Consider the following 24,175-nt stretch of genomic DNA (forward strand, 5'->3'; position numbering starts at 1 on the left):
GCGGGTGCGGGAAATTATAAAGTCGATCGCGCGGCGATGACGATGGATGCGGATGAAATCGTGCGTGATATGGCCGGATTCCTGCGGTTTTCGCGGAGGACCGGACGCACCCGGTCGGCGCAAGGCGTGCTGCGCTGCCACTCAGCGCGGCCAGTTTCGTCGCGATACGACCGCGAAACTGATCGCGATCGATCCCGTCGCCGGTCGCGGCGGTGTGTCGTTCAGCGCGTCGTCCAGCGCAGCGCCGAAACGCGGACGGCGGCTGCGTCCGTCGGCGCGCGCGGCACGGTGCGCGGGCGTCGGTGTTTCGGGCACGTCAACGCATTCGTTGGCGGCGACCGTGTCGCACGACATGTCGGACAGGCACTCGGACGCGTGATCGACGCACATGGCAGTGAATTCCAGGAGGGGATGTCCGTATTGAACGCCACGCCGTTCGATCAGTAAAATGAATGTTTCGATCGTTAAGATTCATTTGAAGAATGGAACTGAAACTGCTGCGCACGTTCCTGACGGTCACCGAGCTCAGTCATTTCAGCCGCGCGGCCGATACGCTGCACATGAGCCAGCCGGCACTGAGCAAGCAGATCGGCGCACTCGAAGCAAGCCTTGGCGGCAAGCTGTTCGAGCGCGGGCGGCATGGCGCGGAGCTGACGCCGTTCGGCGAACGTTTCCTGCCCGACGCGCAGGCACTCGTGCGCGATGCCGACGAGATCCTCGCGCGGGCGAGGGAGGCGGCCAGCGGGCAGCGCGGGCATTTGCGGCTCGGCATCTGCCTGTCGGTGCTGACGCTCGTGCCGAAGCTGGTTGCGGAATTCCGTGGCCGCAATCCGGGCATTGCCGTCACGCTGAGCGACCTGTCGTCGTCCGAGCAGACGCGCCGGCTGCGCGCTGGCAAGCTCGATGCCGGTTTCCTGCGCCTGCCGTCCGATGAAGGGCTGTCGTCGTTCAAGGTGATCGACGAGGGGCTCGCGCTCGCGGTGCCGCCGCATCTCGGTTTCAAGCGCGTGCCGGCCGGGCTCGACGTGCTCAACGAGATCGGCTTCATCGCGCTGCAGCGTGCGCGCGGCCCCGGGCTTGCCGCACAGATCGACAGATGGTGCGTCGAGCGGCGCTTCGTGCCGCATGTGACGCAGCAGGCGGAGGACGTGCAATCGGTGCTGACGTCGGTCGCGGCCGGCGTCGGCGTCGCGTTCGTTCCATCGCGTGCGCAGCACCTGCTGCGCGACGCGACCGTGTTGCCGCTCGACGGCCGGGACGCGAAGTGGCGCGTCGGGCTTGCATGGTTGTCCGGCCGAGACGATCCCGTCACCACGCGTTTCGTCTCGTTCATGCGCAGCGCGATCAAGTGCGCTTAAGCGCGCGTATAGTGCTCGCGATGGTGTCTTTTCAGAACGCCGGCCTCGCGCCGGCTCACGAACCCGAACCGATGACTTCAGAATCCGACGACTCCCCGCTCGATCCCGCACTCGTCGCGACGCTCGCGACATTGAACGAGGCCGCGGCCGATCCGGCCGGCAAAACGTGGTCGCTGCCGAAGATCGCGAAGCGCACGCAGTTGCCGATGAGCACGCTGCGCCGCGTGCTGACGCAGCTCGATGCCGCGGGCCTCAGCGCGACGACGCTGAACGAAGACGGCACCGGCAGTGCCGCGTTGACCGACGAAGGGCGCGCGGTGTGCACGCAACTGTTCGGCGCGAACGACGCGAAATAGGAAAGGCCGCTCGAAAGCGGCCTTGCGTATTGCGGTTGGGCATGCAGCGCCGGCGCGTCATCACGCAGCGACGCGCATCACCACCGCGCCGTCACCCCGCCCATGATCGAGTGACGATAGGTCTGGTCATTCAGTCCGCGCCGGTAGCCGACGTCGAGATCGAGCCAACTCTTCGGCGAGTAGATCGCCCCGGCGATCACGAACGCCGGGTTCGCGGCGGCCGTGCTTTCCGTATTGCGCGACATGCCGATGTCGGCCACGAACTGCAGCGTGTCGGTCGCCTTGAAGAGCGCGGCGGCCGACACGGCCCAGGCCGAGCGCAGGTCGCCCTGGCGATTCGGCTGGTAAGCCAGGCCCGCATTCGCGAGCAGCGACACACGCCCGACGTCGGCCTGCGCGAGCAGCGTCGCACCGGTGCCGACGCGGCCCGTGCCGAGGCCGCGACCGTCGTCGCCGGTGGGCATCGTCAACTGCGGTTTCAGCGCGAGCGACAGCGGCCCGCGCTCGACGAAGCGCCATTTCATGCCGATCTCGACATCGCCGATCCCGGTGCCGTTGTCGTCGGTGCGCGTCTGCAGTTGCGTATAAGGCGCGTTCACGTAGAGATCGACGCGTTCGCCGAATCCGCGCGTGAGCGTCGCGTTCCAGTATCGATGGCGGCCGTTCTCGTCCTGTTTCGAGGTTTCCTCGGCATTGAGCTCGAGCTGCCAGTTCGCATTGCCTTGCGTGCCCGTGTCGTCGCTGACGAGCGGATGGGCCGCGTAGGCGCCCAGCGGTGCGAGCAGGGCGCTCGCGGCCGCGAGCGGGAGCATTCTTTTCATCACGTCACCTGTCGTGCGTCGTGAGCGGCCGGCCCGGGCGGGCCGGCGCGCCATTGTCGGAGTGGAATCAGAACCACTGTTGGTAGCGGCGCACGTAGATCGTCTTCACGATCTGCGCGAGCAGGATGTAGCCCACCATCGTTGCCGCGAGCCACATCCAGTAGGTGCCGGGCAGGTGCATGAAGCCGAGCGAATCCGCGAACGGCGAGAACGGCAGCCAGCAGCCGATCGCGATCGCGGTGAGCGTCGACAGCAGCACCGGCAGCGCGGCCGTGCTCTGCAGGAACGGGATCTTCTGCGTGCGCAGCAGGTGCACGACGAGCGTCTGCGACACGAGGCTTTCGATGAACCAGCCCGAGTTCATCACGACCTGGCCGCCCGAGCCGCCGTGCAGGTGATACATCGCGCCCGCGCCGAACACCGTCCACATCAGCACGTACGTCGTGATGTCGAACACCGACGAGGTCGGCCCGACCCACAGCATGAAGCGGCTGATATTGCCGGCTTCCCACTTGCGCGGCTTCTTCAGGAACTCGGGATCCATCCTGTCCCACGGCAGCAGCATCTGCGACGTGTCGTAGATCAGGTTCAGCACGAGCAACTGGGTCGCGAGCATCGGCTCCCACGGCAGGAACGCGCTGGCGACGAGCACCGAGAACACATTGCCGAAGTTCGAGCTGGCGGTCATGTTCAGGTACTTCAGGATGTTGCCGAACGTCTCGCGGCCCTTGATCACGCCTTCTTCCAGCACCATCAGGCTCTTTTCGAGCAGGATGATGTCGGCGGTTTCCTTTGCGATGTCGGCGCCGCTGTCGACTGAGATGCCGACGTCGGCGTCGCGCAGCGCGGGCGCGTCGTTGATGCCGTCGCCGAGGAAGCCGACGGTGTGGCCGTTCGCCTGCAGCGCCTTGACGATGCGCGCCTTCTGCAGCGGCGTGAGCTTCGCGAACACGGTCGTGCGTTCGACGACCTGTGCGAGCGTCGTATCGTCGAGCGCGTCGATTTCTGCGCCGAGCACCGGCTTGCCCGGCTCGAGGCCGACTTGCCGGCAGACCTTGATCGTGACAGTCGGGTTGTCGCCCGTCAGCACCTTCACGGCGACGCCGTTCTCGCGCAGCGCGGCGAGCGCCGGCGCGGCCGATTCCTTCGGCGGATCGAGGAAGGTCAGGAAGCCGCGCACGACGAGGTCGCGTTCGTCGGCGGTGCGGTACTGTTCGCGTTCGTCGCCGCGCGGGATCATGCGCGTCGCGAGCACCAGCACGCGGAAGCCGTCCTCGTTGTAGGCAGTGGCCTGTTCGAGCAGCCGCTTGCGCGCCACGTAATCGAGCGGGCGCATGCCGTCCTCATCCTGCACGTGGGTCGACACCGCGAGCATTTCCTCGACCGCGCCCTTGCAGATCAGCATGTGTGTGCCGTGAGCATCCTCGACGACGACCGACAGGCGCCGGCGCACGAAATCGAACGGCAGCTCGTCGATCTTCCGGTAGCCCTGCGGCTTCACGCGCTCGCCGATTTCGTCGGCGCGTGCGACGACCGCGATGTCGATCAGGTTCTTCTGGCCGCTCTGGTGGAAGCTGTTCAGCCAGCCGAGCCGCAGGATGGCCTCGTTCTTGTGGCCGGACAGGTCGAGATGGTGTTCGAGGATGATCTTGTCCTGCGTGAGCGTGCCGGTCTTGTCGGTGCACAGTACGTCCATCGCACCGAAGTTCTGCACCGAGTTCAGCCGCTTCACGACGACCTTGCGGCGCGCCATCGCGATCGCGCCGCGCGCGAGGTTCGCGCTGACGATCATCGGCAGCATTTCGGGCGTGAGGCCGACGGCCACCGCGAGCGCGAATGTGAGCGCGCTCAGCCAGTCGCCCTTGGTCAGGCCGTTGATCATGAACACGATCGGCACCATCACGAACATGAACTTGATCAGCAGCCAGCTCACGCTCGCGACGCCGCGATCGAAGCTCGTCTCGATGCGCTTGTGGCTCACGACGTTGCGGGCGAGCGAACCGAAGTAGGTGTCCTCGCCGGTCGCGACGACGACGGCCGTCGCAGTGCCGCTGACGACGTTGGTGCCCATGAAGCACACGTTCTCGAGATCGAGCAGCGACGTCGACGCATCGCTGGCCGCGCCGCCCGTGCCCGTGTTCGCGGACTTGCCGGCGACCGCGCCGAGCGTGTCGTACTTCTCGACCGGCAGCGCTTCGCCGGTCAGCACCGCCTGGCTGATGAACAGGTCGCGCGACGCGAGCAGGCGCACGTCCGCGGGGATCATGTCGCCGGCCGACAGGTGCACGATGTCGCCGGTCACCACTTCGCGCATCGGTACTTCGCGGCGAGCGGGCTCGGACGTGTCGGTCACGGCGCGCTGCACGGTGGCGGTGGTGCGGACCATCGCCTTGAGCTTCTCGGCCGCGCGCAGCGAACGGAATTCCTGCACGAAGCGCAGCAGCGCGCTGATCGTGACCATCGACAGCAGGATCGTCATGCCGACGTAGTCGCGATCGTCGGGCGCCGCGAAGTAGACGTCGGTGAAGAAGCTGATCGCGGCCAGCACCAGCAGCACGTAGACGAACGGATTGTGGAACGCGTGCAGCAACTGGCGTGTCCAGTGCGGCGGTTTGTCGTGCGCGATTTCGTTCGGGCCGTCGTGCTGCAGCCGGTCGGCGGCCTGGTCGTAGGTGAGGCCGCGCGAGCTGGTGCGCAGCGACTTGAAGGTTTCCTCGAGCGGGCGGGCCGCTTCCTGCGCGGCGCGGATGATGTGCGGTGCGTTTTGCTGGCTGGCGCCTGCGTTGATGAAGCCGCGCTGTTTCTTTTGCGATGTATTGCGTTGTGTCATGAGTCGCTCCTTGCGCACGAGGCGGCGGGCGGGGAGCGACCGTGACGTTATCGACGCACGAGCGCTCCCCGCCGCGTCGCGTCAGGCGCGATCGGCTGTGGATCGGTGAAGGGAGGAACGCTCGCCGGCGCACGGAATGCGATCGGATGGACGATGCGCAGCGTCGCACCGGCGAGCGGTAATCGACTACTGTCGTCTGAGTTCATCTGCACTCCTGTCGGTTGCGGATAGTCGGCACGGGCGATCGACGGCTGCGCACGCACGAGGGTGCGCGGCCGGACGGCACGCGAACGGAAGACGCACGCAGCTCGCGCTGCGCGCAGCACGAACGCACGCGTAACGCACGGTTGCGCAGCGCGGGCATTCGGCAATATCGAAAAAATCTGGGCGGGGATTCTGGCCGGTCAGGCCGGAAGGGCACCGCATCCTGCTTCCCGGGATGCGGCAAAAGACGAGGCTCTGCGCGGTTTCCTCAGGCAGCAGTCAAGTTGGTCGAGGACCAACTACAACTCGCATCGGTGTTCACAGAACACTCCATGTAATTAGACGGGGCGATGGTAAGGGGTCGTCGTGCGAAGCGTCAACCCTTTTTATGCCCTTTTTTCCGGCATTTTTTGCAGAACGTCGGCGCGACGATGCCGGCGCTCCGAATGGCAAACCGCGCGCGTGCGAGGCACGCATGCGCGCGGTCGGGGCGAGGCAGCGACGCGTTACTGCGACGATGCCGTGATGGCTGCGCCTGCGTCGAGAATGCCGGAGCCGGCCGGCAGTGCCGTGCACGACGTGCTCGTCGGCAGTATCGCGGCACGCGCGCCGCCTTGCAGCTTCTGCTGGATCTGCGCGGGCGTGAGGTTGCCGTTCACCGACAGCATCAGCGCGGCGGCGCCAGCCACCTGCGGCGTCGCGAAGCTCGTGCCGCTCGCGGTGCCGTACGTGTCCGCGCCCGGCGTCGTCGTGCCGCCGTTGGCCGTCGACAGGATGTTGACGCCCGGTGCGCTCAGCGCGACGTCGGTGCCGAAGTTGCTGAACGATGCACGCCGGCCGGTTGCATCGGTCGCACCGACGCTGATCACGCCGCGGCAGTTCGCGGGCTGGTCGAGCCCGGTCGACAGGCCGTCGTTGCCGGCGGCGACCACGACGGTCACGCCCTTCGCGTTCACGTCGTCGATCGCCTGCTGGAACGTCGCGCTGCATGCGCCGACGCCGCCGAGGCTCAGGTTGATGATCTTCGCGGGCGTCGGGTTCGTCGGGACGCCGTTGACCGGAATGCCGGCCGCCCAGCGCATCGCGTCGGCGATGTCGCTCGTCACGCCGCCGCACTTGCCGAGCACGCGCACCGGCAGGATCCGGCCGAGCCACGACACGCCGGCGATGCCGATGCCGTTGTTGGCCGTTGCGCCGATCACGCCCATCACGCGCGTGCCGTGCCAGCTGCTGGTGCTCGGCTCGCTCGCGCAGTGATAGTACGGGCCGCTTGCGTCGTCGAGTTCCTGCTGGGTGACCCAGTCGCCCGGGTCGGTTGCGTCGCCGCTGCGGGTCTGGCCGTTGTTGCTGGTGTTGATGTTCGAGATGAAGTTGTAGCCGGGAAGCAGGTTGCCGACGAGGTCGGGGTGCGGCCGGTAGCCGGTGTCGAGCACGGCCGTGACGACGGTCGGCGACCCCTTGGTGCGCGTCCATGCGGGCGGCACGTCGATGCCGGCGGTCGGATCGAACAGGTTCCACTGCTGGCTGTAGTCGGGATCGCTCGGCGTGTCGCGGATTCGCATCGGGTGATCCGGTTCCGCGTAGTCGACGTCGCTATCGGCCGCGAACGCCTGTGCGAGCGCCGCGGCATCGTCGGCCGCGATGCGCTGGCCGATCGACAGCACGGCCGCGCCGTTCGACAGGGTCCGCTCGACCTGGACGTCAAGCGGCGCCTGCGACGTCGTCGCGGCGGCATAGGCGCGTGCGGCGCCGCTCGCGGTCGGCGCGTTCCAGCGCGTCATCGAACGCTGGATCACGGCGTCGAGCCGCGTGCCGGTGTCGACGGCCGCCATCGCGCGGGCGGCCGTCAGCGTCTTCAGTTTGACGATCAGGTGATCGACCGGCGGCTCGGCTGGTGCGGCGGTCTGGGCAGCCATCTGCACGGCGGCCTGCTGCGTCGCGCACGCGTTGCTGCCGCTGGTGGCAGGCGGCGTTGTCGGGCTGGGGCTGGGGCTCGGCGCGGGCGCCGGTGCGGCATTGGAAGACGACGGATTGCTGCCGTCGCCGCCACCGCCGCCGCAACTGGCGAGGGGAACGAGCACGGCGGCGGACAGCATACCCGCGAGTACGCGCGTATGAGTGGAGCGGACCAGCGCGGAATTGAAACGTTTGGCTCTCATGGTGAAACTTGATCCTCGTAGATAACCGTCGTGCCGGCGGTAACGCTCGATCCGGTGAATGCCGGACCTTGTGGTTTTTGTCTGACGATCGGAGCAGGTTGCTGCGACGCGCCATGCAATGGGTAACGGCTGCCACGGCGGCTTCTTGAGTGGGTTCCAGCAGAAAAAAAAGTGCGGGCGCAAACGATTACGTTGTCGCGATGCAGCATGCATGCGGTACCCGGCATCGGCTGCCGGGACGGCGGGGCGCGAGCGAGCACGGCCGGCCGGGCGCGACGCGCGGCGCGTGCGCAACGGACACGCGTTTGCGCGGCACGGAAAAAGGGCCGCCGGCGCGCGTTTGCGATGGAAGGTTCCTTACGCTTTCCCTGATGCGACGCGAATTTTGTCGGGCGTACGATCGCGGCTCGATCAACGTTTCGTCAGGAGAAAAGCATGGATCGTCGCTTCCGTTGGCTGGCCGTCGCATTGACCTGCGCGCTGGCAGGCACCGCGCATGCGCAGGCACTCACCGGCACGCTGAAGAAGATCAAGGACACGGGCATCGTGTCGCTGGGTATCCGCGAATCGTCGGTGCCGTTCTCGTATTCGGACAACCAGCAGAAGAACATCGGCTATTCGCGGGACATCGCGGCGCGCATCATCGACCAGATCAGGACGGATCTGAAACTGCCGAACCTCACGGTGAAGGAAATCCCGATCACGTCGCAGAACCGGATTCCGCTGGTGCAGAACGGCACGATCGATTTCGAGTGCGGGTCGACGACCAACACGCTCGAGCGACAGAAGCAGGCCGCGTTCTCGGACAGCATCTTTCTGTACGGCATCCGTTTCAGCACGCGCAAGGATTCGGGCGTGAAGGACTTCCCGGACCTGGCGGGCAAGACGGTCGCGACGACGGCCGGCACGTCGGACGAGCGTCTGCTGCGCAAGCTCAACGAGGAAAAGGGGATGAACATGGCGATCATCAGCGCGAAGGACCACGCCGAAGCGTTCATGAACGTCACGACCGGGCGCGCGGTGGCGTTTGTGATGGACGAGCCGCTGCTGTACGGCGAGATCGCGAAGGATCGCAACCCGGGCGCCTACACGGTGACGGGCACGCCGCTCGTTCACGAAAACTACGCGTGCATGATGCGCAAGGACGATCCGGCGTTCAAGCGCGTGGTCGACGACGTGATTGCGAAGATGCAGACGTCGGGCGCGGCCGAGAAGCTCTACGACCAGTGGTTCACGCAACCGATTCCGCCGAAGGGCGTGAGCCTGAACTATCCGCTGTCGCCGGAGATGAAACAGCTGTTCAGGAATCCGACGGATCAGGCGCAGTACTGATCGCGGTATCGTGCCCGCGTGCGGGCCGGCACGTTGAATGTGCCGGCCTGTACGACTGAATCCCGTGAGCGGATCTGCCGCTCCTGTCCGCTACGCAGCACGCAGCACGCAGCCGGCGGCCGGCGGCCGGCGGCCATGAAGGTCTTCCGCGCCTTTCGCGCAGGATGTTGAAACCCTGTTCCTGATCTTCCTGCGGCCGCGCCGCATCTCGACGGGCCCCGGCCGGGGCCCCGTTTCCGTCATTCCGTTCCCTTGTTTGCCTGATTCGCTCGCGCATCGAACTGCGCTTCGCGCATGCGCGCCCGGTTCGCGTCCGGTGACGCCGTTTGCCGCGTAAACCCGAATTCAGATTTCAATTTGAACTGGTCAGAATCGGCCGAAATTGTTCAACAATTTTCGGCGAAAAATCCCGGAAAGCCGCGTAGGGCGGCGTGCGGGAGGCGTTGTGATGTTTCAGCGCGGCGCCGAATCACTCGGGAGCTTCGCCATGTCCGCTCGTTTTTCGCTTCGGCATTTCCTCTGCGGTGCGCTTGTGCCGCTGACCTTCGCATGCTCGCTCGCATCGGCGGCTCCGCTGCAGACCGTGCGGCCCGGCACGCTGCTGGTGGGCTCCGACCTCACGTATCCGCCATACGCCTACCTGGAAGCAGGCAAGCCCGCCGGCTTCGACGCCGAGTTCTCGCGAATGCTGGCGCGCCACCTGAAGCTCGAGCCGGTGTTCCTCGATACCCGCTTCCCGGACCTGATCCTGGGGATGAAGGCGCGCCGCTTCGATGTCGTCGCGTCCGCGCTCTACGTGACGCCCGATCGCGAGAAGCAGGTCGATTTCGTGCCGTACCTGAAGACGGGCGCAGCGCTGCTCGTCGCGAAGGGCAGCGCGTTCCTGCCGAAGACGCCACAGGACCTGTGCGGCAAGCGGGTCGGCTCGATCAAGGGGGCATCGTGGACGCCGAAGTTGCGCACGGTGTCGCAGGACACGTGCAAGGCGGCCGGACGCGGAGAGATCGCGATCCTCGAGTTCCCGACCTCGCCGGAAGCGACGTCCGCGCTGATGTCGAAAGCGGTCGACGTCCAGATCGAGGATGCGGCCGTCGCGCAGGGGATTCCAAAGCAGACGAACGGGCGTGTCGAGATCAGTTCGACGACGCTGCTGTATCCGATCGTGATCGGTCTCGGCGTGGCGAAAGGCGACAGCGGGCTGCAGAGTGCGCTCGAGAGCGCACTGAACGACGCGAAGCGCAGCGGCGAATACGGCGGCCTCGTGAAGAAATACGGCCTGCAGGAGCCCACGCCGGCCGACGTCGCTGGCGCACTGGGTACTGCGAAGTAAGCCTGGAGCAAGCACGATCCGACCACCGCGTGCCGCGCAGGGCGGCCGCATCACCCTCCGGGGTTGAGGAGTCTTCGATGCAGTTCGATTGGCACTATGCATTTCAGCTGTTGTGGGACAAGGATTTCTGGCGTGCTTGCGTCGTGGTTGTCGAACTCAGTGTCGCCGCGTGGGTGCTCGGGGTGGTGCTCGGGTTTCCGGTAGCGCTCGCGAGGCAGTCGCACCAGCCGCTGCTGAAGCGGGCGGCGGCCGTGTACATCTGGTTTTTCCGCAGCCTGCCGTTGCTCGTGCTGCTGGTATTCATCTACAACCTCCCGCAGGTCTTCCCCGCGACCAGCGTGGTGCTGTCGGATCCGTTCACGGCCGGCCTCATCGCGATGGTGCTGAGCGAAACCGCATATTTCGCGGAAATCCATCGTGGCGGGATCCTGTCGGTGCCGCGCGGCCAACTCGAGGCGGGCCGCGCGCTCGGCATCCGTTTCACGGGCATCCAGCGGCTGATCGTGATGCCGCAGGCAATCCGCATTGCGCTGCCGGCGCTCGCAAACGAGTTCATCACGATCGTGAAGCTCACGTCGCTGGTATCGGTGATTTCACTTGCCGAGATCCTGCTCGTCGGGCAGCGGTTGTATACGCAGAACTTCCTCGTGTTCGAAACGATGCTGGCTGTCGCGTTCTATTACGTGCTGATCGTCACGGTGTTCAGCCGGCTGCTCGGCTATCTCGAGCGGCACCTCGACGTCAGTCGCCGCACGCCGGCGCAGGCCGGTCACGCGGCTCTCGAACTGCCGCTGTCGGTGCCCGCCGTCGCGCCGAGGCCGCGGGCGAGCGCCGAGTTTGCGCTGCGCCTGAAAGGGCTGCAGCAATGCTACGGCCGCCACGAGGTGCTGAAGGACATTCGCCTCGACGTCGCGCCAGGGCAGGTCGTGTCGATCATCGGCCCGTCCGGATCCGGCAAGACCTCGCTGATCCGCACCATCAACGGTCTCGCGCCGGTGAACGCGGGCGAGATCGACCTCTACGGCGAGTCGTTCATCCGTGCGTCCGGTGCGCACCCGCCGCGCGTGTCGAACGAGCGAATCCTGGATATCGGCATGGTGTTCCAGAGCTTCAACCTGTTCCCGCACCGCACCGCGTTGCAGAACGTGATGATGGCGCCGTGCTATCACCGGCAGGCCGATGCGGCTGCGATCCGGCTGCAGGCGTTGTCGCTGTTGTCGAAGGTCGGAATGCTCGAGCATGCGAACAAGTATCCGCATCAGTTATCGGGTGGTCAGCAGCAGCGTGTGGCGATCGCGCGCGCGCTCGCCACACGGCCGTCGATCATGCTGTTCGATGAGCCGACGTCGGCGCTCGATCCGGAGCTTGTCGGCGAAGTGCTGAAGGTGGTCGAAACGTTGGCCAAGGAAGGGATGACGATGATCATCGTGACGCACGAGATGAATTTCGCGTTCAAGGTGTCCGACCGGATCGTGTTCATGGAGAACGGACGCATCCTGTACGACGTGCCGCCAGACCGGATTCGCGGCAGCGCGGACGCGCGCGTGAAGGATTTCCTGAAGCACGTTCACTTCGCATGACGAATCACGGGATGGAAGCAGGAATGGATCCGATGGCTTTCCGGCTGGGCGACATGGATGCGCAGGCGTGCGCCGCCGAGCGGCTGCGTGCATGTCTTGAGCGCGCCGGCGCGTATCCCGGCGACATCGGTACGGCGTGGCTCGCGCGTCGCGACGAAGCGGCGGCCGCGGAGGCGTGGGCATGGGATGCGTCGTTGCGCGGCGGCACCGCCGCTGCGCCGCTGGCCGGCACCGTGCTGACGGTGAAGGCCTGTTTCGATTGCGAAGGCTGGGTCACGCACGCCGGTTCGCGCGTGCTGGCAGAAGATCCGCCGGCGAGCACCGACGCCGCACCGGTGTCGGCGCTGCGTCGGGCCGGTGCGGTGCTGATCGCGCAGACGGCGATGACCGAATTCGCCTACGGCGCGCTCGGCGTGAACCACGCTTACGGAACGCCGACGACCCCGCTCGATGCACGGCGCGAACGGGTGGCAGGCGGATCGAGTTCGGGCGCGGCGGTGTCGGTGGCGCTTGGCGCGGCCGACCTGGCGCTCGGCTCCGATACGAGCGGTTCCGCGCGCATTCCGGCGGCACTCTGCGGCGTGACCGGATTCAAGCCGTCACGTGGACGCTATGCGACCGACGGGATGCAGTTCCTGTCGCCCAGCTTCGACGTACCGGGCTTGCTGGCCGCGACGGTCGACCTGTGCCGGCGCGCGGACGCCGTGCTGCACGGCTGCGACGTGCAACGGCCGCGGCCCGCGACCTTGCGTGACCTCGATTTCATCGTGCCCGAGCCGTTCGCGACCGACGACCTGGACCCGGACGTCGGACGCGCGTTCGACGCATGGCTGTCGCGGCTCTCGGCGCATGGCGCCCGCATCCGGCGCCAGCGGCTCGATTGCGTGGCGGAGGCCGGTGTGGTCGCGCGCGCGGGCGGCGTCATCGCGGCGGAAGCGTTCATGCTGCATCGTGCGCGGCTGGCAACGGCGGCCGACCGCTACGATCCGTTCGTCGGCCGGCGCATCGCCGCGGGCGAGCAGGTGCGTGCGCACGACTATGTGGCGGCACTGCTGCGCCTGGCGGCGCTGGCCGATGCGTACCACACCGGGCTTGGCGACGCGGATGTGGTGCTGACGCCGACGGTGCCGATGCTGCCGCCGCGCGTGGCCGATCTGGCGGACGAAACCGTGTACCTCGCACAAAACACGCGTGCATTCCGCCTGACCGAGTTCGCGAACCGGCTCGATCTGCCGAGCATCAGCGTGCCGGGCGACCTGCGGCACCGGCAGCCCATCGGCTTGCTGATCACGGCGCGGCGCGGCGGGGACGCGCGGTTGCTCGATGTCGCTGCACTGGTCGAACGCGCACTGACCGACTCGGCGTGACCTGATTTACGAAGCAAGGCTCGCCTTGTCATTTTTCATCGTTACTATTAAGAGGTACTTATGATCGTCGTAAAATCGGCCGATATCGCCAATACCGAGCGTCACGCACGCGGCCCGGGCTGGGACAGCAAGCGCATGATCGTCCAGCAGGACGGCGTCGGTTATTCCGTCCACGAGACACGCGTGCATGAAGGCGCGGAACTGCATCTGCATTACAAGAACCACTTCGAAACCAACTACTGCGTGGCGGGAGAAGGGGAGGTCGTCGATACGGCGACCGGCGACGTACACCGGATCGCGCCCGGAACGATCTACGCGCTGAACCTCAACGATCCGCATATCCTGCGCGCGACGCGCGGCGACCTGCACCTGGTGTGCGTATTCAATCCGCCGCTCACGGGGCGCGAGACGCATCGGGAAGACGGCAGCTACGCGCTGCCGTCGGGGGAGCAAGCCTGACGATGCGTGATGCCGTACCGTTGCGTGCCGCGCCGTGCGACGCGCAACGGCGGCGCGGCGTCCGGATTCAGGCTGCCTCGCGATGGCTGCGCTTGATGGCCTCGACGAGCATGCGCTCGGAGTCGTCGAGATAGCGCGTGAGCGTGGTGACGGCTTCGCCGCGGCGGTTTTGCGTAAGCAGGTCGTAGATCTGGTATTCGCGCTGGATCCAGTCTGGCGTCTGCACGCGCTTCTCGTCGGGATCCGCGGCGAAGACGAGGCGCAACTGCGCCGAGATGGTTCGGAAGAATTCGTCGAGCAGCGCCGACTTCTGCAGCGCGACGATATGCTGGTGAAACCGCAGGCTGTGCGTGCCGACGGCTTGCCAGTTTTCCTTGGCGAGTTCGCGCTCGGCCGCCCGAATGGCGGTCTGCATCTTTTCGAGCAGTGCTGGCTGCGCGAGTTCGGCCGTGTTCAGCGCATGCAGTTCGAGCGTGCGGCGTGCAACGTAGAGATCTCGCACGTCCTGGCGGTTGAGCGTGCGCACGACGACGCCCTTGTGCCGCACGAACGTGACGAGCCCTTCACGGCCGAGCTGATGCAGGACTTCCCGAAGCGAGTTGCGCGACGTATCGTACTCGGCGGCGAGGTCCATCTCGATCAGTGCCGTGCCCGGCGGCAGCTTGCCGCTGATGATGTGCTCGCGCAATTGATGGCTGATCCGGTCGGCGACCGATTGTCCTCTCGCTTTTTCGCTTGCCATTCCGTTCGTTCGCTCCTCTCCTGATCGTGCGCCGCCAGCGTGACCGGCCGGCGGCGTTTCGCCATTCTACGGGCTGCGGGGCCGGTCAAGCCGTTTTGCCGGACTGCCAGTCAGCCTGTGGCGGCTGCATGCCGTGCATGCCGCGGTACGGTGCGACGGGGGGCGACGCCCAGCCTTCGAGCAGGCTCGGGTCGAGTCGGTACACCTCGACGCCGAGCGGCCGGCATACGTCGATCGGGTCGCGCGCGTCGGGGCCCCACATCGGCACCGACAGATCGCCGCCCGGGCAGGTGGACATCGCGCACAGCACGTCGATTTCCGCGAAGAACTCGAGATAGTCGCCGGGCTTCGCGGGGCAGGCCTTCATGAAGTATTTGTCGTCGTCGTTCAGGCCCGTGCACTGGAACACGTTGAGCACGTCGTGCACGTCGAATTCGGTCAGCCCATACGGCGCGACCGCGCGCACGAGGTTCGAGTGGCAATGGAAATGAAAGTCCTCGCCGGTCAGCAGCTTGTTCACGTAAGGATCGCAGCGCGTGCCGAGCAGATCGTGCACGCGGCCGCCGTCACCGTCGACGCCGTAGCCGGCGAGCGTGTCGTCGGTGATCGTGACCATCGGGCGCAGGTACGGCAGCGTCGACCAGAGCCGGTCGAACGTCGTCACGTGCGCGGCCTGCAACTGGCGCGTGCGCGATGCCCACATGCGCTCGCGCGGATTGTGCAGGTTCCACATGTTGAAATCGGCGACTTGTGGGCCTTCCAGCGTGACGATCCGGAATACGTGACCGGCCGGCACTGTCCACGCGAAACCGCTGCGGATCGGCACGATGTGCGATGCGATGCGCTCGCGCGCGTCCTGGCGCTGGGCAATCGCGGAATAAAAGACCTTGTCGACGTTCAGGACGGAGCCCTTGGTGACTTGGTACGCGGCGGGATAATTCGACATGACGCGGTGCTCTCGGGGAAAATTGGCAGATGCGGCAATCCGGCCGAAGCCCTTTGTGGTGGCCGGTCAGGCGTCAATTACAGTGATTGATTGTTCAACAATTTATTGGCGCTTCGGGGAGTATAGGATGAGGGCGGGGAGGTGTGTCAATGGGTGGAAAGTACCGAGGGCGGGCGGAGGCGGCGGGCTCGCGGGCCGGTGCGATGACGCGGGCAGCGGTCCGGTTGGCCCTACTGAAGGGGGCAGGTCACGTGTTCGCAAATCCCAGTGACAGAAGCACCTCGTAAGTAGCCAGTTAGATAGCAACGAACCGAGCGTCTCTGATGGGTCGTTAGCGGACGATCCTCAAAAGCCTGAGCGTAGGTCTTGGCGTAGCTTTGTGCGCCGAGCCTTGTCAGATAAGGTGCAGGTACTGAGCGGCCACTTCCCGTCGAACGAGGGCGCACTCAAACTGATCTGGCTGGCGCTGCGCAATGTGCTGGCCAAGACCGTACGGGCCGCCTTCGACTGGAAGTCAGCCATGAACCAGTTTGCTATCCTGTTCGGCGAGCGATTTATGCAGGCGCGCGGATAACGCGCTGTTCAACCGCCTCGCCCACAAAAATGCGGACAGGTTCCTCCGCGGCGGTCCGCAAACGAGCTGCGATCGCATATCGTCGAGCGCCGCAACCGCTATCAGGCGGACGCTGATCATGCAGCGGCGTGTCAGCGACAAACCCCTGTACCACTATTCCCCGGATGCCTCGAGCGCGCCTACCATCTCATGCGCAGCGTGCTGCAACTCCGGCAGAAAGCGCCGCACGGCCTCCGCCGGATTGATCGCCTGCTCGAGGTAGATCACGTTCAGTGCCGCGATCACGCGGTCATGCGCGCTGATCGCGACGGCGATCGAACCGATTTTGCGTTGGTCGGTCCAGTCGCCATGATTCGATCCGAAACCGTCGGCGCGCGTTTGCCGCATCAGATTGCGGATGAATGCGTTGTCCGACGCGAGTCGCTGCTGGTGTTCGCCGCCGGCGCCGGCGCGCAGCAGGTCGAGAATATCTTCGCGCTCCGCGTCCTGGCAAGACGCGAAGTAGATGCGGCCCGATGCCGTCAGCAGCATTGGGAGCCGGCGCCCGACCATCGAACGATGAAACGACAGCGGGCTGAACCGATGAGTCGTCTCGCGAATGATCATCGAATCGCCGTCCGGCGTCGTCAGGTCCGACGGCCAGACGATTCGCTGCAACAACCTGGCCATGATCGGCGGCGCGACGGTCGCAATGTGCTCGTCGTCGGTGAACCCTTCGCTCAGCGTGCGCACGCGCAGCGTCAACCGGAACGTGTCGTCGGACTCGCTGCGCCGCACGAATCCGCCCTCGATCAGCGTCTCGAGCAGCCGCCGCACGGTTGTGCGATGCAGCCCCGTGACTTCGCTCAATTGCTGACTCGTCGCACGTCCGTTTTCCAGCGCATTGAGCGCTTGCAGCACCTGCAGGCCGCGTGACAGCCCCCGGACATTTGCATACTTGTTCATTAAAAATATCTTAAAAATCAACGATGTGCATTCCTTGCACATTTGATTGAAATTGTTGAGCGCGCTTCTGCAGCTCCCTAGACTTGCCTTGATCCAAGCGCCACGCGACATGACGCAGCGAACCGCGAATTGTCCCGGCCGTAATCCACCCGAGTACGCAGCGACCGTCGAGTCGCGCGAGGAAGGAGACATATGAACGCCTCATTCACCCCGGCCGCGTCCGACGACCGGCATGACCCGCATACCACCGACGTCGCAATCATCGGCGCAGGTCCCGTCGGCTTGATGATCGCCAACATTCTGGGCCTTCAGGGGGTGCGTGTCACGCTGATCGAGAAGCTCGAACGGATCATCGATTACCCGCGCGCGATTGGTCTGGATGACGAAGCACTGCGCGTGTTCCAGTCCGTCGGCCTCGTCGACCGGCTCCTGCCGCACACGACGCCCGATCACTGGATGCGCTTCGTGACGAAGGATGGTCAGTGCTTCGCGTCGATCGAACCACGCACCAACGAATTCGGCTGGCCGCGTCGCAACGCGTTCATTCAGCCGCTCGCGGATCGCGTGCTGCATGAGGGTCTCGCGCGCTTCCCGCACGTGCAGGTGCTGCTGGGGCACGGCCTGGCGTCGTTCACGCAGGATACCGACGGGGTGAGCATCGAGATCGACGACACGCGCGGCGAACGTCGGACGGTTCGTGCCGCCTACATGGTCGGCGCGGACGGCGGCAACAGTTTCGTGCGCCGGATGCTCAACGTGCCGTTCGAAGGGCGCACGAAGCCGAACCAGTGGATCGTCGTGGACGTGCGCAACGATCCGATCGGCGCGCCGCACATCTATCTGCATTGCGATCACGATCGGCCGTATGTGTCGGCTGCGCTGCCGCACGGCATTCGCCGTTTCGAGTTCATGGTGATGCCCGGCGAGACCGAGGAGGAACTGTCGAAGCCGGACAACATGGCCGCGCTGATCCGCAAGGTGGTCGCGAATCCGGATGCGGTCGATTACATCCGCAAGCGTGTCTATACGCACAACGCACGCCTCGCATCGACGTTCCGCGCGGGCCGCATCCTGCTCGCAGGCGATGCTGCGCACATCATGCCGGTGTGGCAGGGGCAGGGCTACAACAGCGGCATCCGCGATGCGAACAACCTCGGCTGGAAGCTGGCAATGGTCGCGAAGGGGCTCGCGGACGATTGCCTGCTCGACACCTATACCGTCGAGCGCCGCGCGCATGCGCGCTCGATGATTCACCTGTCCGAAGTGGCGGGCGACATTTTTGCGCCGACCACGCGCTTCGGCGCGCGCTTTCGCGACACGTTCGTGCGTGCGCTGAATCTTCTCCCGTCGGTCAAGCGCTACTTCGTCGAAATGCGCTTCAAGCCGATGCCGCGCTACGAGGCGGGCGCAGTGTTGCTGCCTGCGCAAGCGCCGAAGCCGGGCTGGATTGCGCGCGTGCTCGAGCGTTCGGGTACTTCCGCGCCGGGGCGCCTGCTCGGTCTGATGAGCCAGAAACGAGACTCGCTGCTCGGCCGACTCGCATACGGTCGCGATCCGTTTGCGGCATCGCCTGTCGGACGCATGTTCATCCAACCGCGCGTGCGGCAGGCAGACGGTCGCACGGTGCTGCTCGACGACGCGATCGGGAATGGTTTCATCGTGCTCGGTTGGGGCACGGACCCAACCTTCGGCATGACGTCGCAGGCACGCGCGTTGTGGGCGCGGATCGGTGGCCGCTTCGTTATTGCGAAGCCGGACGTCCAGCTCGCATACGCCGACGACGTACCGCCGGACGTGCTCGCGATCGGCGATGTGGCCGGCTGCCTGAAGGACTGGTTCAGCCGAGTGCCGGAGTCGGTCGTGCTGTTGCGCCCCGACCGGTTCGTCGCGGGCATGTGCTCGCCGCAGCAGGTTTCGGCGGCCATCGTCGAACTTGCCGAGAAACTCGGCGTGGCCGAACGCAAGTGGCACGAATGCGCCGACGCATCGCACATGTCACACGGCCACTCGTTCGATCGCGTCGGGGTCGCACAAACGGCGGGAGCATAAGCATGCCGATTCATCTCGAATGTCTGTCCCATACGCCGTTGCACGGCTATTTCGATCCGGCGCCGGAAGTGATTGCCGAAGTCGAGCGCGTCGGCCGCGCCGCGCGCGAACGGGTTGAGCGTTTCCGGCCTGACCTGATCGTTGTATTCGCGCCCGATCATTTCAACGGCTTCTTCTACGATGTGATGCCGCCGTTCTGCATCGGTGCGCGCGCCGACGCGATCGGGGACTTCCGGAGCCTGGCCGGCAGGCTGCCGGTACCCGGCGAACTCGCGCATGCGCTAGCGGAAAGCGTGCTGGCCGCCGACATCGACGTTGCGCTGTCGTACCGAATGCAGGTCGACCATGGCTGTGCGCAGGCGCTCGAAGTGCTCACCGGCGGACTCGATCGCCATCCGGTGATTCCGGTGTTCATCAACTCCGTCGCGCCGCCGATGGCGACGTTGCGCCGCGCACGCCTGCTGGGTGATGCGATCGGCCGCTATCTCGCACGCACTGAGCGCCGCGTGCTGGTGGTCGGCTCGGGGGGCATCTCCCACGAACCGCCGGTGCCGGAGCTGATCGGCGCGTCGCCCGAAGTGGCGGAGCGGTTGATCGCAGGACGCAATCCGTCGGCCGAGTCGCGCGCGGCACGCCAGGCGAGAACCGTGGCCGCCGCCCGTTCGTTCGCGGCCGGCGACAGTCGGCTGCATCCGCTGAATCCCGAGTGGGACCGTGCGTTCCTTGCGCAGCTCGCATCCGGCGAACTGAGCGCAGTGGACGGAATGACCAACAACGCAATCACGCGTGACGGCGGCAAGTCCGCGCACGAGATCCGCACATGGGTAGCCGCGTTCGGCACGCTCGCCGCATACGGTCCATATCGAGCATCACTTGACTACTACCGCGCGATTCCCGAGTGGATCGCGGGTTTCGCCACCATGCATGCCACACCGTCGACAGTCGTCGCGGCGGTGGCCTGACCGAACTCCAGGAGACCCCGATGTCAGATTCGAACCTCGTGGCGACACTCGCCGCGCGGCTGCGCGAAGCCGAGGCGTCGCGTAGCACGATCGCGCCGCTGCGCGACGCCGCCGCCTCGGGTGGCATTCCGCCCGACGACATGGCCACGGCCTACGCGGTGCAGCAGGCTAACGTCGACCGGCGTGTCGCGGGCGGCGAGCGCATCGTCGGCCGCAAGATCGGCCTGACTTCGCTTGCAGTGCAGAAACAGCTGGGTGTCGACCAGCCCGACTTCGGCGCGCTGTTCGCGTGCATGGCCTGCGGCGACGGCGAGCCGATTTCGCTCGCGCAACTGATCCAGCCGAAGGTCGAAGCCGAAATCGCGCTCGTGCTCGAGCGCGACCTCACGCACGACAAGCACACGTTCGTCGACATCCTGCGTGCGAGCGCTTATGCGCTCGCCGCGATCGAGGTGGTGGACAGCCGGATCCGGGATTGGGACATCCGTTTCGTCGATACGGTGGCGGACAACGCGTCGAGCGCGCGCTTCGTGGTCGGCAGCCGGCCGGTGCCGCTCTCGCAATTGGATCTGACGGGGTGCGCGATGACGCTGGCACGCGAAGGAGAAGTGCTGTCGAAAGGCAGCGGCGCAGCGTGCCTCGGCAATCCGCTCAACGCGGCTGTGTGGCTGGCCGATCGCATGGTGCAGCTCGGTACGCCGTTGTGCGCCGGCGACGTGGTGCTGACCGGTGCGCTCGGCCCGATGGTCGCCGTGCGGGAGCCCGGGACTTATGTCGCGCAGATCGACGGGCTCGGCGGCGTCCGGGCAACTTTCATCGCTTAACTCAGGAATTCGCATGGTTTCCGAAAAACTCAAGGTGGCGATCATCGGCTCCGGCAACATTGGCACCGACCTGATGATCAAGATCCTCCGTCACGGCAAGCATCTGGAAATGGCGGCGATGGTCGGCATCGACGCGAATTCGGACGGCCTCGCGCGCGCGGCGCGCCTTGGCGTCGCGACCACCTACGAAGGCGTCGACGGGTTGACGCGCCTGCCGGTCTTCGACCAGATCGATTTCGTGTTCGATGCTACGTCCGCCGCTGCGCACGTGCGCAACGACGCGCTGCTGCGTGCACTCAAGCCGTCGATTCGCATGATCGACCTGACGCCTGCCGCGATCGGTCCTTACTGCGTGCCGGTCGTGAATCTCGAAGCACACATCGATGCGCCGAACGTGAACATGGTCACCTGTGGCGGGCAGGCGACGATCCCGATCGTCGCGGCCGTGTCGCACGTCGCGAAGGTGCACTACGCGGAAATCGTCGCGTCGATCAGCAGCAAATCCGCCGGCCCCGGCACGCGCGCGAACATCGACGAATTCACCGAGACGACGTCGAAGGCGATCGAGGTGGTCGGCGGTGCCGCGAAGGGCAAGGCAATCATCGTGCTGAATCCCGCCGATCCGCCGCTGATGATGCGCGACACCGTCTATACGCTGTCCGATATCGCGTCTCGTGCCGAGATCGAGGCGTCGATCGAGGAAACCGTCGCGAGAGTGCATGCATACGTGCCCGGCTACCGGCTGAAGCAAAAGGTGCAGTTCGACGAGATTCCGGCGAATGCGCCGATCCATATTCCGGGCCTCGGCAAGTTCAGCGGCCTGAAGACGTCCGTGTTCGTTGAAGTGGAGGGCGCGGCGCACTACCTGCCCGCTTACGCGGGCAATCTCGACATCATGACTTCCGCCGCGCTCGCGACCGCAGAGCGCATGGCGCAGGCGCGCGTGAGCGCGTAAGGAGACTTTCACCATGAGCAAGAAGCTGTATATCTCCGACGTGACGCTGCGCGACGGCAGCCATGCCATTCGGCACCAGTACTCGATAGCGAACGTGCAGGATATCGCACGCGCGCTGGATCGCGCGAACGTAGACAGCATCGAGGTCGCGCATGGCGACGGCCTGCAGGGCTCGAGCTTCAATTACGGCTTCGGCGCGCACAGCGATCTCGAATGGATCGAGGCGGTGGCCGACGTCGTCACGCGCGCGAAGATCGCGACGCTGCTGCTGCCAGGCATCGGCACGATTCACGACCTGAAGGCCGCGTACGACGCCGGCGCGCGCATCGTGCGTGTCGCGACGCACTGCACCGAGGCCGATATCTCAAAGCAGCACATCGAATATGCGCGCGAGCTCGGCATGGACACGGTCGGCTTCCTGATGATGAGCCACATGACGACGCCGGAGAATCTGGCCGTCGAGGCGAAGAAGATGGAAAGCTACGGCGCGACCTGCATCTACGTCGTCGATTCCGGCGGCGCGCTGACGATGTCGGACGTGCGCGACCGGTTCCGTGCGGTGAAGGCGGTGCTGAAGCCCGAAACGGAAACCGGCATGCACGCGCACCACAACCTGTCGCTCGGCGTCGCGAACTCGATCGTTGCCGTGGAGGAGGGCTGCGACCGGATCGATGCGTCGCTCGCGGGAATGGGGGCGGGCGCCGGCAATGCGCCGCTCGAAGTGTTCATCGCGGCGGCCGAGCGGATGGGCTGGAACCACGGCACCGATCTCTACGCGCTCATGGATGCCGCCGACGACATCGTGCGACCGTTGCAGGACCGTCCGGTGCGCGTCGACCGAGAAACGCTCGCGCTCGGCTATGCGGGGGTGTATTCGAGCTTCCTGCGTCATTCGGAAGCGGCCGCGAAAAAGTACGACATCAGGACCGTCGATATCCTCGTCGAACTGGGCAAGCGCCGCATGGTGGGCGGCCAGGAAGACATGATCGTTGATGTCGCGCTCGATCTGAAGAAGCGTGGCGAGGCCGCATAGGAACGGACGGCAGGACCGCGCACGCCGCGGTTCGCTACGTGACAGCCGCCGGCAAGAGCGGCCTGCATATCAATCATTGGAGACTCTGGATGAATACGTCAGGAAAGGAAGGCGATACCGCGCGACATGGACGCACGGGACGCGCGACGATCACGTTGTGCCTCGCGATTGCGTTGCTCGAAGGGCTGGACCTGCAATCGGCGGGTGTGGCCGGCCCGCGCATGGCAAAGGAGTTTTCGCTCACCGTCGCACAGATGGGCTGGGCGTTCAGCGCGGGCGCGCTTGGCCTGCTGCCGGGCGCCGCGCTCGGCGGTCGGTTGGCCGACCGGTTCGGCCGCAAGCGCGTGCTGATGTGGTCGGTCGCGATGTTCGGCCTGTTCTCGCTTGCGACGACGCAGGTCTGGAGCTTCGAGAGCCTGCTCATTGCGCGATTGATGACGGGCTGCGGGCTCGGCGCCGCGATGCCGAACCTGATTGCGCTGTGCTCGGAAGCGGCGGGCCCGCGGCAGCGCGGCACGGCGGTCGGCGCGATGTACTGCGGGATGCCGTTCGGCGCGGCGATCGCCGCGGTGATCGGCATCGCGAGCGCAGGCGATGCCAATTGGCGTCACGTGTTTTACGTCGGCGGATTCGGTCCGCTCGTCATGGTGCCGCTGCTCTGGATGTTACTGCACGAGTCACGGCAGTTCGAGGTGAGCCGATCGGCCGTGACTGGCCATGTCGCCGGCCTACCCGGCGTGAGTGACGCGCTGTGGCGACACGGCCGCGCGCGTACGACCATCGCGCTGTGGATCAGCTATCTCGGCACGCTGGTCGTGCTGTATTTCCTGATGAACTGGCTGCCGTCGATGGTGCTGTCGCGCGGACTGACGCGCGTGCAGGCCAACGTCGTGCTGATGATGTTCAACATCGGCGGTGGTATCGGGGCCGTCGCGATCGCGACGCTGATGGACCGCTTCGGACGGCGCGGCACGGTGATCGGCATGTATGTCGGCGTTGCTGTTGCACTGACCACGCTGGCGAGCGCGGGTGGCGCGACGTCGATGGCGATGGGCGGTTTGCTGTGCGGGTTGTTCCTCGTCGGCGGCCAGTCTGTGCTGTATGCGCTGGCCGGCCAGGCGTATCCGACCGAAGTGCGTGGCACGGGCGTGGGTGCGGCCGTCGCCGTGGGGCGGCTCGGTTCGATTTTGGGGCCGTTGGTGGCAGGGCAGTTGTTCGCGCTCGGTCAGAGCCCGTCGATGCTGGTGTCGGCGAGCATCCCGTTGATCGTGATCGCCGCGGTGGCGGCGTTGACGGTGGTGGGAGCGTTTGCGCGGCAGCGCACGAGCGAGCCGCAGCGTGTGTAGCGA

The 24,175-nt window shown here is 65.9% G+C and carries 21 protein-coding genes and 1 pseudogene; 15 read left to right on the forward strand and 7 right to left on the reverse strand.

The genetic code is table 11. From position 1 onward, the window contains the following. Positions 1-42 precede the first annotated feature (42 nt). From J7024_RS26635 to J7024_RS26645, 3 genes are all read left to right on the forward strand, one after another. Positions 43-447 carry a hypothetical protein gene (locus tag J7024_RS26635; RefSeq protein WP_175750427.1) on the forward strand — a complete coding sequence of 135 codons (405 nt, stop codon included), beginning with the start codon at positions 43-45 and terminating at the stop codon, positions 445-447. A 35-nt stretch (positions 448-482) separates the two neighbouring features. Further along, entirely contained in the window at positions 483-1,358 is an 876-nt protein-coding gene (locus J7024_RS26640) for a LysR family transcriptional regulator (RefSeq protein ID WP_175750428.1), read from the forward strand. 71 nt (positions 1,359-1,429) lie between these two features. Continuing rightward, entirely contained in the window at positions 1,430-1,714 is a 285-nt protein-coding gene (locus J7024_RS26645) for a transcriptional regulator (protein ID WP_175759960.1), read from the forward strand. A gap of 77 nt (positions 1,715-1,791) precedes the next feature. Here the strand turns inward: J7024_RS26645 and J7024_RS26650 are convergent, their stop codons facing one another. The 4 genes from J7024_RS26650 to J7024_RS26665 all read right to left on the reverse strand — a co-directional run bounded on the left by J7024_RS26650 (position 1,792) and on the right by J7024_RS26665 (position 7,728). Continuing rightward, entirely contained in the window at positions 1,792-2,535 is a 744-nt protein-coding gene (locus J7024_RS26650; RefSeq protein WP_124828264.1) for a transporter, read from the reverse strand. A gap of 67 nt (positions 2,536-2,602) precedes the next feature. Then, complete coding sequence (gene mgtA / locus J7024_RS26655) at positions 2,603-5,365, reverse strand: magnesium-translocating P-type ATPase (RefSeq protein ID WP_124828263.1); 2,763 nt, start codon at positions 5,363-5,365, stop codon at positions 2,603-2,605. Positions 5,366-5,412: 47 nt separating this feature from the next. Continuing rightward, on the reverse strand, positions 5,413-5,571 hold the full coding sequence (locus J7024_RS26660) for a hypothetical protein (protein ID WP_175786475.1): 159 nt from the start codon (positions 5,569-5,571) through the stop codon (positions 5,413-5,415). Between the two features lie 504 nt (positions 5,572-6,075). Continuing rightward, complete coding sequence (locus J7024_RS26665) at positions 6,076-7,728, reverse strand: S8 family peptidase (protein ID WP_175750430.1); 1,653 nt, start codon at positions 7,726-7,728, stop codon at positions 6,076-6,078. Between the two features lie 435 nt (positions 7,729-8,163). On the opposite strand from J7024_RS26665, the gene J7024_RS26670 reads away from it, so the two are divergent. From J7024_RS26670 to J7024_RS26690, 5 genes are all read left to right on the forward strand, one after another. Next, on the forward strand, positions 8,164-9,060 hold the full coding sequence (locus tag J7024_RS26670) for a glutamate/aspartate ABC transporter substrate-binding protein (protein ID WP_234745606.1): 897 nt from the start codon (positions 8,164-8,166) through the stop codon (positions 9,058-9,060). 487 nt (positions 9,061-9,547) lie between these two features. Next, on the forward strand, positions 9,548-10,390 hold the full coding sequence (locus tag J7024_RS26675) for an ABC transporter substrate-binding protein (protein ID WP_124825391.1): 843 nt from the start codon (positions 9,548-9,550) through the stop codon (positions 10,388-10,390). Positions 10,391-10,467: 77 nt separating this feature from the next. Beyond that, positions 10,468-11,970 (forward strand): amino acid ABC transporter permease/ATP-binding protein, encoded by a 1,503-nt coding sequence (locus tag J7024_RS26680; RefSeq protein ID WP_124825390.1) that lies wholly within the window; start codon positions 10,468-10,470, stop codon positions 11,968-11,970. A 23-nt stretch (positions 11,971-11,993) separates the two neighbouring features. Continuing rightward, positions 11,994-13,337, forward strand: coding sequence for an amidase family protein (locus tag J7024_RS26685; RefSeq protein WP_234745607.1), 1,344 nt, complete (start codon positions 11,994-11,996; stop codon positions 13,335-13,337). 60 nt (positions 13,338-13,397) lie between these two features. Beyond that, a complete protein-coding gene (locus J7024_RS26690) occupies positions 13,398-13,796 on the forward strand; it encodes an ectoine synthase (RefSeq protein WP_124825388.1) in 399 nt (132 codons plus the stop codon). A gap of 67 nt (positions 13,797-13,863) precedes the next feature. On the opposite strand, the gene J7024_RS26695 is transcribed toward J7024_RS26690, so the two are convergent. Together J7024_RS26695 and J7024_RS26700 are read right to left on the reverse strand one after the other, a co-directional pair. Continuing rightward, positions 13,864-14,538, reverse strand: coding sequence for a GntR family transcriptional regulator (locus tag J7024_RS26695; protein ID WP_124825387.1), 675 nt, complete (start codon positions 14,536-14,538; stop codon positions 13,864-13,866). 85 nt (positions 14,539-14,623) lie between these two features. After that, complete coding sequence (locus J7024_RS26700) at positions 14,624-15,484, reverse strand: urea carboxylase-associated family protein (protein WP_124825386.1); 861 nt, start codon at positions 15,482-15,484, stop codon at positions 14,624-14,626. A 415-nt stretch (positions 15,485-15,899) separates the two neighbouring features. On the opposite strand from J7024_RS26700, the pseudogene J7024_RS26705 reads away from it, so the two are divergent. Next, a pseudogene (locus tag J7024_RS26705) lies at positions 15,900-16,058 on the forward strand (IS256 family transposase); the annotation flags it as partial. A 153-nt stretch (positions 16,059-16,211) separates the two neighbouring features. Here the strand turns inward: J7024_RS26705 and J7024_RS26710 are convergent. After that, a complete protein-coding gene (locus tag J7024_RS26710; RefSeq protein ID WP_124825641.1) occupies positions 16,212-17,003 on the reverse strand; it encodes a DNA-binding transcriptional regulator in 792 nt (263 codons plus the stop codon). A gap of 192 nt (positions 17,004-17,195) precedes the next feature. Between J7024_RS26710 and J7024_RS26715 the strand changes: the two genes are divergently transcribed. From J7024_RS26715 to mhpT, 6 genes are all read left to right on the forward strand, one after another. Continuing rightward, entirely contained in the window at positions 17,196-19,052 is a 1,857-nt protein-coding gene (locus J7024_RS26715; RefSeq protein WP_327796270.1) for a bifunctional 3-(3-hydroxy-phenyl)propionate/3-hydroxycinnamic acid hydroxylase, read from the forward strand. Positions 19,053-19,054: 2 nt separating this feature from the next. Continuing rightward, a complete protein-coding gene (locus tag J7024_RS26720; protein WP_124825384.1) occupies positions 19,055-20,014 on the forward strand; it encodes a 3-carboxyethylcatechol 2,3-dioxygenase in 960 nt (319 codons plus the stop codon). A 20-nt stretch (positions 20,015-20,034) separates the two neighbouring features. Further along, positions 20,035-20,838, forward strand: coding sequence for a 2-keto-4-pentenoate hydratase (locus J7024_RS26725; protein WP_124825383.1), 804 nt, complete (start codon positions 20,035-20,037; stop codon positions 20,836-20,838). A gap of 13 nt (positions 20,839-20,851) precedes the next feature. Then, on the forward strand, positions 20,852-21,793 hold the full coding sequence (locus J7024_RS26730; protein WP_124825382.1) for an acetaldehyde dehydrogenase (acetylating): 942 nt from the start codon (positions 20,852-20,854) through the stop codon (positions 21,791-21,793). Positions 21,794-21,806: 13 nt separating this feature from the next. Next, on the forward strand, positions 21,807-22,826 hold the full coding sequence (gene dmpG / locus J7024_RS26735; protein ID WP_124825381.1) for a 4-hydroxy-2-oxovalerate aldolase: 1,020 nt from the start codon (positions 21,807-21,809) through the stop codon (positions 22,824-22,826). 89 nt (positions 22,827-22,915) lie between these two features. Further along, complete coding sequence (gene mhpT, locus J7024_RS26740) at positions 22,916-24,172, forward strand: 3-(3-hydroxy-phenyl)propionate transporter MhpT (RefSeq protein ID WP_124825380.1); 1,257 nt, start codon at positions 22,916-22,918, stop codon at positions 24,170-24,172. The last annotated feature ends 3 nt before the right edge of the window (positions 24,173-24,175 follow it).

It is taken from the genome of Burkholderia sp. WTPI3 (assembly GCF_021483755.1).
In the GTDB taxonomy this organism is placed as follows: Bacteria; Pseudomonadota; Gammaproteobacteria; order Burkholderiales; family Burkholderiaceae; genus Burkholderia.

Coding starts and splice junctions, on each gene's coding strand:
- J7024_RS26635 (WP_175750427.1), top strand. CDS start 43: ATGGATGCGGATGAAATCGTGCGTGATATGGCCGGATTCCTGCGGTTT.
- J7024_RS26640 (WP_175750428.1), top strand. CDS start 483: ATGGAACTGAAACTGCTGCGCACGTTCCTGACGGTCACCGAGCTCAGT.
- J7024_RS26645 (WP_175759960.1), top strand. CDS start 1,430: ATGACTTCAGAATCCGACGACTCCCCGCTCGATCCCGCACTCGTCGCG.
- J7024_RS26650 (WP_124828264.1), bottom strand. CDS start 2,535: ATGAAAAGAATGCTCCCGCTCGCGGCCGCGAGCGCCCTGCTCGCACCG.
- mgtA (WP_124828263.1), bottom strand. CDS start 5,365: ATGACACAACGCAATACATCGCAAAAGAAACAGCGCGGCTTCATCAAC.
- J7024_RS26660 (WP_175786475.1), bottom strand. CDS start 5,571: ATGAACTCAGACGACAGTAGTCGATTACCGCTCGCCGGTGCGACGCTG.
- J7024_RS26665 (WP_175750430.1), bottom strand. CDS start 7,728: ATGAGAGCCAAACGTTTCAATTCCGCGCTGGTCCGCTCCACTCATACG.
- J7024_RS26670 (WP_234745606.1), top strand. CDS start 8,164: ATGGATCGTCGCTTCCGTTGGCTGGCCGTCGCATTGACCTGCGCGCTG.
- J7024_RS26675 (WP_124825391.1), top strand. CDS start 9,548: ATGTCCGCTCGTTTTTCGCTTCGGCATTTCCTCTGCGGTGCGCTTGTG.
- J7024_RS26680 (WP_124825390.1), top strand. CDS start 10,468: ATGCAGTTCGATTGGCACTATGCATTTCAGCTGTTGTGGGACAAGGAT.
- J7024_RS26685 (WP_234745607.1), top strand. CDS start 11,994: ATGGATCCGATGGCTTTCCGGCTGGGCGACATGGATGCGCAGGCGTGC.
- J7024_RS26690 (WP_124825388.1), top strand. CDS start 13,398: ATGATCGTCGTAAAATCGGCCGATATCGCCAATACCGAGCGTCACGCA.
- J7024_RS26695 (WP_124825387.1), bottom strand. CDS start 14,538: ATGGCAAGCGAAAAAGCGAGAGGACAATCGGTCGCCGACCGGATCAGC.
- J7024_RS26700 (WP_124825386.1), bottom strand. CDS start 15,484: ATGTCGAATTATCCCGCCGCGTACCAAGTCACCAAGGGCTCCGTCCTG.
- J7024_RS26710 (WP_124825641.1), bottom strand. CDS start 17,003: ATGAACAAGTATGCAAATGTCCGGGGGCTGTCACGCGGCCTGCAGGTG.
- J7024_RS26715 (WP_327796270.1), top strand. CDS start 17,196: ATGAACGCCTCATTCACCCCGGCCGCGTCCGACGACCGGCATGACCCG.
- J7024_RS26720 (WP_124825384.1), top strand. CDS start 19,055: ATGCCGATTCATCTCGAATGTCTGTCCCATACGCCGTTGCACGGCTAT.
- J7024_RS26725 (WP_124825383.1), top strand. CDS start 20,035: ATGTCAGATTCGAACCTCGTGGCGACACTCGCCGCGCGGCTGCGCGAA.
- J7024_RS26730 (WP_124825382.1), top strand. CDS start 20,852: ATGGTTTCCGAAAAACTCAAGGTGGCGATCATCGGCTCCGGCAACATT.
- dmpG (WP_124825381.1), top strand. CDS start 21,807: ATGAGCAAGAAGCTGTATATCTCCGACGTGACGCTGCGCGACGGCAGC.
- mhpT (WP_124825380.1), top strand. CDS start 22,916: ATGAATACGTCAGGAAAGGAAGGCGATACCGCGCGACATGGACGCACG.